Origin of the sequence: Arthrobacter sp. TB 26, assembly GCF_000427315.1 — a bacterium.
In the GTDB taxonomy this organism is placed as follows: Bacteria; Actinomycetota; Actinomycetes; order Actinomycetales; family Micrococcaceae; genus Arthrobacter.
In genome coordinates this window covers 1-9,162 of record NZ_AUPJ01000378.1, presented here as the reverse complement: position 1 = coordinate 9,162, position 9,162 = coordinate 1, and the positions used below count along the sequence as shown (strand labels likewise).

Below are 9,162 nucleotides of genomic sequence, written 5' to 3'. Positions count from 1 at the left end.
CGAGCCGGACGGCGCCGTCATTCGCGCCGGGCTCGTGGCCGACGTCGCCCTCCAGCTGGGCGGGCACCTCGTGGACGAGCACATCGCCTACATCTGCGCTCCGGAACTGCGGGACACCCCCTTTGCCCGGGCGTACAAGGTCCTGGATGTGATGCCCTACAACGTCAAGGCGCTCAAGTCCTGGGTCAAGGACCAGGGCATCGGCGTGCTGGATATCAAGAAGCGCGGCACCTCTGTCACCCCGGAAGAGCTGCGCAAACAGCTCCTCCCGGGAGGGAAGACGGGAGGGAAGACGGGAGGGAAGACGGGAGGGAAAGGCGCCGGTAAAAAAACGGCCACCCTGGTCCTCACCCGGATCGGGGACGAGCGGGTGGCCATTTCGGTGGAACCGGCCTAGGACCGGTTCTCCGGTTCTCCTGTTCTCCGGTTCTCCTGTTCTCCGGTTCTCCTGGCCCGGAGCCACCGTGCGCGCTACTGGGCCCGCATAAAGTCCTCGGCTGCCCGGACCTGCGCGTCCGTGGGCCGGATCCCCGTGTAGAGCACAAACTGCTCCAGCGCCTGGATGGTCGCCACCTCCGCGCCGGTGATGACGGCCTTGCCGGCCGCGCGGGCGGCCGCTATCAGCGGGGTCTCGGCCGGCAACGCGACGACGTCGAAGACCACCTTTGCGGCGTCGATGGCCTCCTGCGGGAAGGACAGGGAGCCGGCGTCGGGGCCGCCCGCCATACCAATAGGTGTCACGTTGATGAGCATGTCGGCCGCCACCGCGCCGGATGAATCGACGTCGGCGCGCCAGGCGAACCCGTAGAGCCCGGCGAGCGCCCGTCCCGCCTCCTCGTTGCGCGCGATCACGGTGACGTTCCGGAACCCGGCGTCGCGCAGGGCAGCGGCGGTGGCCTTGGCCATGCCGCCGGCGCCCTTCAACAACACCGAGTAGCCTGTCGGCACGGCGTTGCGCTGCAGCAACTGCTCGATCGCCGTGTAGTCGGTGTTGTACGCGGTGAGGGTGCCGCCGTCGTTGACGATTGTGTTGACCGAGTCGATGGCTTTCGCGGACGGGTCCATCACATCCACGAGCGCAATGACGTCTTCCTTGTAGGGCATGGACACGGCGCAGCCGCGGATTCCCAAGCCACGCACGCCGGCGATAGCCTGGGCGAGGTCCGTCGGGGCGAAGGCCTTGTAAATCCAGTTCAGGCCAAGCTGTTCGTACAGGTGGTTATGGAAGCGCGTCCCGTTGTTGCTCGGCCGGGCCGAGAGGGAGATGCACAGGGTCATGTCTTTATTCAGGATGGGCACCCCTCCATTAAACGCCAGGCGGGCCGGGACGGCGGGCACCCCCGGCGCAGCGCCGCCATCCGGGTACTTTTGTGAACACTTTCACGTTTTCGCAGCAATCCTGCCACCGGTCCGATGCCGCCCCTGCACTAGACTTGAGCCACCGTTGCCCCGCCAACTGTCCGGCAAATCCGCCCAAGACGAAAGCCGGCCGGGGCAGGGAAACGGGCAGCCAAACAATGAAGGGACCACATGAAGATTGATTTCGCTTCATCCAGGCAATCAACTCTTGGTGTGGAATGGGAACTTGCCCTCGTGGACGGGGAAACCGGGGAATTGGCCTCGGTGGCCAAAGAGGTCCTCCGCGGCGTCGCTGCGAGGCATCCCGAGCTGAACGAGGACGACGAGCACCCGCACATCAAGCAGGAGTTGCTGTTGAACACGGTGGAGCTGGTCACCGGGATCTGCAACACCGTGGCGGAAGCGAAAGCGGACCTGAGCAGCTCCCTCGCTGCCGTCCGTGACGTCACCGACCCAATGGGCGTCGAAATCTTCTGCGCCGGCAGCCACCCTTTCAGCCCCCCGCAGCTGCAGCCGGTGACGGACAAGGAGCGCTACGCCAAGCTCATTGACCGCACCCAGTGGTGGGGCCGCCAGATGGTGATTTACGGCGTCCACGTGCATGTCGGCCTGGACAGCCGGGACAAGGTCCTTCCCGTGCTGGACGGTCTGGTGAACTATTTCCCGCACTTCCAGGCGCTCTCCGCCTCCAGCCCGTTCTGGGGCGGCGAGGACACCGGTTACGCCTCCCAGCGCGCCCTGATGTTCCAGCAACTGCCCACCGCCGGCCTCCCGTTCCAGTTCGCCAGCTGGGAGGACTTCGAGTCCTACGCCCAGGACATGTTCACCACCGGCGTGATCGATTCACTCTCCGAGATCCGCTGGGACATCCGGCCCGTCCCGCATTTCGGCACCATCGAGATGCGCATTTGCGACGGCCTGGCCACGCTCGAGGAAGTCGGGGCCATCGCCGCGCTGACCCAGTGCCTCGTCGACGAATTCTCCACGACGCTGGACAACGGCGGCACCATCCCCACCATGCCGCCCTGGCATGTGCAGGAGAACAAGTGGCGTGCCGCCCGCTACGGGCTGGACGCCATCATCATCCTCGACGCCGAGGGCAACGAGCAGCTCGTCACGGACCACATCCGCGAGACGGTCGCGCGGCTTGAACCCGTCGCCGTGAAACTGGACTGCGTTGCAGAGCTGGCCGACGTCCTGAAGATCATCGAGCGCGGCGCCGGGTACCAGCGGCAGCGGCGCGTGGCGGCAGAGCACGGCGGCGACCTGCGCGCCGTCGTACTGGATCTGGTCCAGCAGATGCGCAAGGGCCCCGAAGCCTAGGACACACCTCCGCTTCCGAGGCCCGCCTCAGGCGGAGACGGTGGTGACCGGCATCGAGGAATCCGGTGCGAAGCCGATGCCGCTCGGCGCGATCCCGGCCATCACGAGCTGGGCGCCGAGGGCGGCGACCATGGCGCCGTTGTCCGTGCACAGGGCCAGCGGCGGGACGGTCAGCCGGATCCCGGCGGCGGCGCAACGCTGTTCCGTGAGCTGGCGCAGCCGTGAATTCGCTGCCACGCCGCCGCCCAGCAGCAGTTCGGTGATGCCGTTCTCCCGGCACGCGAGCACGGCCTTGGACGTAATGATGTCCACAACGGCTTCCTGGAAGGCCGCGGCGATGTCCGCCACCGGCACTGTTTCGCCGCGGGCCTCGAATTGCTCCACGCAGCGCGCGACGGCGGTCTTGAGCCCGCTGAACGACCAGTCGTAGCGGTGCGGGCCGGGTTCGTCCGCGGTCCCCATGTATTTGGGCTGGCTCAGGCCGCGCGGGAAGCGGATCGCCTTGGCGTTGCCGGTGCGTGCCAGCTTGTCGATGGCCGGGCCGCCGGGATAGCCCAGGCCCAGGAGCCGCGCCACCTTGTCATAGGCCTCGCCGGCGGCGTCGTCGATGGTGGACCCGAGCAGCTCAACGTCCCCGGTGATGTTCCGGATCCGCAGGATCTCGGTGTGGCCGCCGGAGACCAGCAGGGCGCCCAAGTTTTCCGGCAGGGCGTCCGCCGGCGGGGCGTCCGCCGGCAGGGTGCCGGCGAAGGCCGGGCCGCCGTCGTCCGACTGGAGCAGTCCGACGCCGACGTGCGCCACGAGGTGGTTGATGGCGTACAGGGGTTTGCCGGTGGCAACGGCGAGCGCCTTGGCCGCGCAGACACCCACCATCAGGGCTCCCGCGAGCCCTGGACCGGATGTGACGGCGATCGCGTCGATGTCCTGCAGCGTCACCCCGGCCTCGGCCAGCGCCTCGCGGAGCGTGGGGACGAAGGCGTCCAGGTGGGCGCGGGAGGCGATCTCGGGAATCACGCCGCCGAACCGGACGTGTTCGTCCATGGAGGAGGACACGGTGTTGGTGAGCAGCTGCGTGCCGCGGACAATCCCGACGCCGGTTTCGTCGCAAGAGGATTCGATGCCCAGGACCAGCGGCCGGGCGTGCTGGGTGCTGTTCATGGGCGGCCTGCTTCCCTGGGTGCGGTGTCGTGGTGGGTGGTGCCGAGCCGGAGCCGCATGATCAGCGCGTCGACGCCGTCGCGGTAGTACCGGGGCCGGACGTGGATCTGTTCGAATCCGTAGCGGCGGTAGAGCTGCTGGGCGCGGGGGTTGTCGGCCCGGACCTCCAGGAGCACGTCCTCGGCACTTCGCTGCCGGCTTTCCCGGATGAGTTCGGTGAGGAGCGCCGACCCGATCCCCTGGCCTTCCTGTTCCGGCACGACGGCGATGGTCTGGACATCCGCGATCGGTTCGATGCACATCAGCCCGGCGTAGCCGACGATCTGACCGGCACGCTCGGCCACGAGGTAGCGCCGGGTGTCGGCCTGCGCCAGCTCGGCGACGAACATCTGCATCGGCCAGGCGTCCACCGGGAACAGCCTGCACTCCAGCTCATGCACCGCGGGGATGTCCTCCGCGGTCATGTCCCGAAGGGTCACACCGCCGGGAAGCCCTGCCGGCCCCGGGCTCTGTCCGGCGTTCACAGCGCCCGCTTCCGCGGGCCGGGGACCTGCGCGTCGGACTCGCGCAGGTAGAGCGGGGTGGAATCGAGCAGCAGTTCCCCGGCCGCGAGCCGCGCGAGGGCGAACTGGCCCAGGGAGAGGGCCTCCGGCTGGCGGGAACTGAATTCGGGGACGGCCTTGACGACGTCGGCATACAGGCCGGCACCGGCGCCGTAGACGGGAAGGTCGGGAAGTTCTGCGGCGAAGCCGACGTGCGGGCCGTCCAGCAGCTGGGGCAGCTGGCCGGTGGTGAGGGCGTACCGGGCCCAGTAGACCTCTTTGCGCCGGGCATCGGTGGCGACTATGAACTCCGGCGCCGCATCAGTGGACTCCGCCACTTCCAGGGCGATGGCGTCCAGGCTCATGAGGCCGTAGAGCGGTTTGCCCCAGACGAACGCGAGGGTGCGGGCCGTGACGATCCCCGAGCGCAGGCCGGTGAACGGGCCGGGCCCCACCCCGGTAACGACGGCGTCGACGTCGGCGCCGCTGAGGCCGGCCTCGGCCAGGAGCGCCTCGATTCCCGGTGCCAGTACTTCGGCGTGGCTCCGGGTGTCCTCGGTGGCAAAGCATCCCACGACGGATTCCGGGGTGTCATCGGAGACGAGGGCGGCGCTGGCCACGGCCGAGGTGTCGATGGCAAGGATCAACATCAGTTCCCTTCCGGGGTGTGGGGCGTGGGTACTGTCCGGGCGGGCGTGGGCAGGAGGGGCGGCTCCATCCAGCGGGGACCGAAGCCACGGATCACGATCGTGCGGGGTTCGTCGTCGTCCTCGGTATCGAAATCCAGGGTGCCGAGCGCGAGGGTGGCGGTTTCAGGGGCGGCGGGTGCGGCGGGGGCGGCGGGTGCGGCACCGCCCAGGCTCCGGACCAGGTCCACCTCCAGCCGGCTCTCGCTCAGGTGCTCCACCCGGCCGCGGCCCCATTCCACGACCGTCACGGCGCTGTCCATGGTGTTTTCCAGGTCGATGTCGTCAATTTCCGAGGCCGAACCCAGCCGGTAGGCGTCAACGTGCACCAGGTCCGGGCCGCCCGGCCGGGGGCCGTCGGGCAGGTTGGGGTGGATGCGGACCAGCACGAAGGTCGGTGAGATGATGCCTGCGCGGACCCCCAGGCCCTCCCCGAGGCCCTGGGTGAAGGTGGTCTTTCCCGCTCCGAGCTCGCCGGTGAGGACCAGCAGGTCACCGGCCCGGAGCTGGGCGCCGAGGAAGGCCGCAAGGGCGTGGGTTTCGTCCGCGGTCCGGACGTCCAGGGTCCGTTCCCAGCCCGGCGCGCTCACGGCCGCGACCCGTCGCGGGCGGGCTCTTCGTTGATGTAGCGGCGCGGCACCCTGGGACTGATCCGCGTGACGATCTCATAGTTGTTCGTGCCGGCCGCGCGGGCCCAGTCCTCGGCGGTGGGGCCGCCGTCGTCGCCGTTGCCGAACAGCACGGCCTCGGCGCCGAGGACGCTGGTCCCGCCGGCTGACACGTTGAGCGGACCCAGGTCGATGACCATCTGGTCCATCGCGATGCGTCCCACCACGGGGTAGTTCACGCCGTCGACGCGGACCGGTCCGCCGGTGGCGATCCGCGGGACCCCGTCGGCGTAGCCCAGCGGGATCAGGCCCAGCGTGCTGGCACCCCCGGTGCGGTAGTTCAGCCCATAGGAGACGCCCTGGCCGGCAGGCACATCCTTGCAGTGCGATACGACCGTGCGGACCGTCATGGCGGGGCGCAGGCCCAGTTCTTCAGAGCGCTGCCCCTCGAACGGAGACAGCCCGTAGAGGCCGAGTCCTACGCGGACCAGGTCAAAGTGCGTGTCGGGCCGGGACAGCGTGCCGGGGGTGTTGGCGAGGTGCCGCACCTCGGGATCCACGCCGGCGTCCCGGGCGATGGCGAGGGCTTCGCGAAAGGCTGCCAGCTGTTCGTCGGTTTCCGGGCGCTCGGGTTCGTCGGCGACGGCCAGGTGGGAGAAGATGCCCACCACCCGCAGCAGGCCCTGGTCCTGGTATTCCATGGCTTCGCCGACGAGGCCGTCCCAGGCCTCCAGGGTCGCGCCGTTGCGGCCCAGCCCGGTGTCCACTTTGAGGTGCACACGGGCCGGCCGTTCCTGCTCGCGGGCGGCCGCCACGATGCGTTCCAGTTCCCAACCCGAGCAGCCGATGTCGACCCCGGCAGCCACGGCGGCGGCGAAGTTGCTCTCCGGGGTATGCAGCCAGGCCAGCAGAGGGGCCTCAATGCCGGCGGCGCGCAGGGCCAGGGCCTCGGAAATGTGGGCTGTCCCCAGCCAGTTCGCGCCGGCGCTGAGGGCCGCGCGGGCCACGGGAACAGCGCCGTGGCCGTAGGCATCGGCCTTGACGACCGCCATCACCTGCGCCGGTGATGCCACGGCCGCCAGGTGTCGGACGTTGTGCCGGATGGCTTCAAGGTCGATAACGGCCGAGCGTTCCTCGGCGTAGGCTGGCTGAGCCGCCGGGTCGGGCCGGAAGTCACCTGTTGCTGCTGGGTAAGTCACTTAACGATTCTAGGGGTGGCTGGGCATGCGGCTTAATTCGGGCCCCGCGGCCGCCTGGCGCCCCGGGGACATGCTCAGTGTTTAGGCCCCCGACTGGGCACAATGGCATTATGTCCAAACCGCTGCCCTTAGCGGAGGGCATGTCCCGCGCACGGCAGGTCCGAGGCAGACCCGGCTCCTTACCCGCCCAGGCCACCCGAGGGACATGCTCAGTGCTCGCGCCCACTGCTGGGCACAATGGCATTATGTCCAACCGCTGCCCTGAGCGGAGGGCATGTCCAGTGGGAGGGAGCCGCGCACGAACTCCGTCTACGCGTCCGAAAGGTGCGCGATGGTCGCCGTCGCCCGCCTTTGCGCTTCCTGCGGCACATCACGGATGATGTCCTCGAGGAAGCGGTAGCGCCGGAGCCACTGGCTGCTCTGCCGTTCCTTCCGGGCGTTGGCCCGCTGCCACCAGTCGGCGATGTCCCCCCAGCCGGGTGCGGCCAGCGAGCCGCCGACCTCCTGCACGGCCAGGGCTGCGCACAGATTCGAGAACCGCAGCCTGTCGCCGAGCGGCCAGCCGGCCAGGCAGCCGACGATGAAGGCAGCGCCGAAGCAGTCCCCCGCGCCGGTCGGATCGAACGCGGACACGGGCAACGACGGCACCCACTCCTCTTCGCCCGTCAGGGAGTCCACGGCCATGGCACCCTGCGGCCCGAGGGTCACGACGGCGACCGGCACCTTGTCCGCCAGAGTGTAAAGGGCCGCCCACGGATTGTCGTGCCCGGTGAAGGCCATCGCCTCGTGCTGGTTCGGCATAAAGGCGTGGAAGTACTGCAGGTTGTCCAGCCGGGAGGAGGACCAGGCGCCGGTGGGATCCCAGCCGACGTCGCCGAACAGCCGCACCCCGGCCTTGTACGCATCGAGCGCCCACGGCTCCAGCTCCTCGCCAAGCTCCGCAACGGCAGCGAGCGCCGGCGGAGGACAGCCGACCAGTTCGCTGGAGCTCACCGGGGCCGGGTGGCCGTGCGTCACCATGGACCGGTCCTGCTCCACGCTGAGGGACACCGTGACCGGCGAGTGCCAGCCGGCGACCCGCCGGGACAGGGACAGGTCCACGTGCTCCTGTCCGGCCAGGATCTTCCAGTTGTAGTCGCCATAGCCGTCGTCGCCGAAGGCGGCCGCCAGCCCGGTCCGCAGCCCCAGCCGGGCCGCGGCGATGGCCTGGTTGGCCACGCCTCCGGGGCAGCTGCCCATCCCGTCGCTCCAGATCTCGGTTCCGGCGACGGGGGCGTGCGGGAGGCCGGTGAAGATGATGTCCTGGAAGACGGTCCCGGTCAGCAACAGATCGAAGCCCTCCGCCGCCGGGGTACGGACGGCGGAAAGCGGATCAAAACGCCGCGTCGGTATCGCGTCCATGTATGCACCCTACGCCGTCCCGGAACCGCTGGAAAGGCGTGCGCCGGGCCCGGACGGGACCGCTGTGCATAGACTGTCGGCATGCGGCTGATGATTGCCGGGGGCGGCGGATTCCGGGTACCGCTGGTCTACCGGGCGCTCTGCGCGGGACCCTTCGCCGGTCTGGTCCGGGAGCTGGTGCTGTACGACGTCGATCCCGGCCGCCTCACCGCCATCAACGCGGTCCTGGCCGCGTTCGCACAACAGAACACGCCCCGCGCCGCCGTCCTTCCCGCCGTCCAGGCCACCACATCCCTGGCCGAGGCGCTGCGCGGCACGGACCTTGTCTTTGCCGCGATCCGCCCCGGCGGGACAGCCGGCCGCACCGCGGACGAGCGGGTGGCCCTGGACCTGGGGCTCCTGGGCCAGGAGACCACGGGGGCCGGCGGCATCTCCTACGCGTTGCGCTCCATCCCCCGCATGCTGGACCTCGCTGCCCACATGCGCCGCCACTGCCCGGATGCGTGGCTGCTGAACTTCTCGAACCCGGCGGGAATGGTTACCGAAGCCCTGGTTCCGGTGCTCGGCCGCAGGGTCGTCGGGATCTGCGATTCGGCCAGCGGGCTGGTGCACCGGGCGGCGCGGGCTGCCGGCGTCGTGCTGCCCGAAGGAACGCTCGACGGCGTCGGGTACTACGGCCTGAACCATCTCGGCTGGCTGTACCGCCTGGAGTCCGACGGCAGGGACGCACTGCCGGGGCTGCTGGCCGACGCCGACGCTTTGGCCGGCTTCGAGGAAGGCCGGCTGTTTCCGCAGCCGTTTCTGGCGGAACTGGGGTGCCTGCCCAACGAATACCTCTATTACTACTACGAGACCGGACGTGCCCTGGCCGGCATCCGGTCCGCCG

9 protein-coding genes and 1 pseudogene are annotated in these 9,162 nt (G+C 69.5%); 3 read left to right on the top strand and 7 right to left on the bottom strand.

All coding sequences use genetic code 11. The annotated features are described in order from the left end of the window. A partial coding sequence (locus K789_RS0114705; protein WP_024367419.1) for a THUMP-like domain-containing protein occupies positions 1 to 397 on the top strand: 397 nt, incomplete at its 5' end. A gap of 74 nt (positions 398 to 471) precedes the next feature. On the opposite strand, the gene K789_RS0114700 is transcribed toward K789_RS0114705, so the two are convergent. Continuing rightward, positions 472 to 1,299, bottom strand: a complete 828-nt coding sequence (locus K789_RS0114700) for a shikimate 5-dehydrogenase (RefSeq protein ID WP_272943973.1) — start codon at positions 1,297 to 1,299, stop codon at positions 472 to 474. 231 nt (positions 1,300 to 1,530) lie between these two features. Here K789_RS0114700 and K789_RS0114695 point away from each other — a divergent pair, with 231 nt between their 5' ends. Next, complete coding sequence (locus K789_RS0114695; protein WP_024367417.1) at positions 1,531 to 2,682, top strand: glutamate--cysteine ligase; 1,152 nt, start codon at positions 1,531 to 1,533, stop codon at positions 2,680 to 2,682. A 27-nt stretch (positions 2,683 to 2,709) separates the two neighbouring features. Here the strand turns inward: K789_RS0114695 and tsaD are convergent, their stop codons facing one another. The 6 genes from tsaD to K789_RS0114665 all read right to left on the bottom strand — a co-directional run bounded on the left by tsaD (position 2,710) and on the right by K789_RS0114665 (position 8,276). Then, the gene (gene tsaD / locus K789_RS0114690; RefSeq protein ID WP_024367416.1) at positions 2,710 to 3,840 is read right to left on the bottom strand and encodes a tRNA (adenosine(37)-N6)-threonylcarbamoyltransferase complex transferase subunit TsaD; all 1,131 of its coding nucleotides are present in this window, start codon (positions 3,838 to 3,840) and stop codon (positions 2,710 to 2,712) included. After that, entirely contained in the window at positions 3,837 to 4,304 is a 468-nt protein-coding gene (gene rimI / locus K789_RS0114685) for a ribosomal protein S18-alanine N-acetyltransferase (RefSeq protein WP_051181078.1), read from the bottom strand. The genes tsaD and rimI overlap by 4 nt, the downstream gene beginning before the upstream one ends. Positions 4,305 to 4,360: 56 nt before the next feature. Beyond that, positions 4,361 to 5,032, bottom strand: a complete 672-nt coding sequence (tsaB, locus tag K789_RS0114680; protein ID WP_024367414.1) for a tRNA (adenosine(37)-N6)-threonylcarbamoyltransferase complex dimerization subunit type 1 TsaB — start codon at positions 5,030 to 5,032, stop codon at positions 4,361 to 4,363. Continuing rightward, entirely contained in the window at positions 5,032 to 5,658 is a 627-nt protein-coding gene (gene tsaE / locus K789_RS0114675; protein WP_024367413.1) for a tRNA (adenosine(37)-N6)-threonylcarbamoyltransferase complex ATPase subunit type 1 TsaE, read from the bottom strand. The genes tsaB and tsaE overlap by 1 nt, the downstream gene beginning before the upstream one ends. After that, positions 5,655 to 6,875 (bottom strand): alanine racemase, encoded by a 1,221-nt coding sequence (gene alr, locus K789_RS0114670; RefSeq protein WP_024367412.1) that lies wholly within the window; start codon positions 6,873 to 6,875, stop codon positions 5,655 to 5,657. The genes tsaE and alr overlap by 4 nt, the downstream gene beginning before the upstream one ends. 309 nt (positions 6,876 to 7,184) lie before the next feature. Beyond that, a complete protein-coding gene (locus K789_RS0114665) occupies positions 7,185 to 8,276 on the bottom strand; it encodes a PfkB family carbohydrate kinase (protein ID WP_024367411.1) in 1,092 nt (363 codons plus the stop codon). Between the two features lie 81 nt (positions 8,277 to 8,357). Between K789_RS0114665 and K789_RS0114660 the strand changes: the two are divergent. Continuing rightward, positions 8,358 to 9,162, top strand: a pseudogene (locus K789_RS0114660) (6-phospho-beta-glucosidase); the annotation flags it as partial.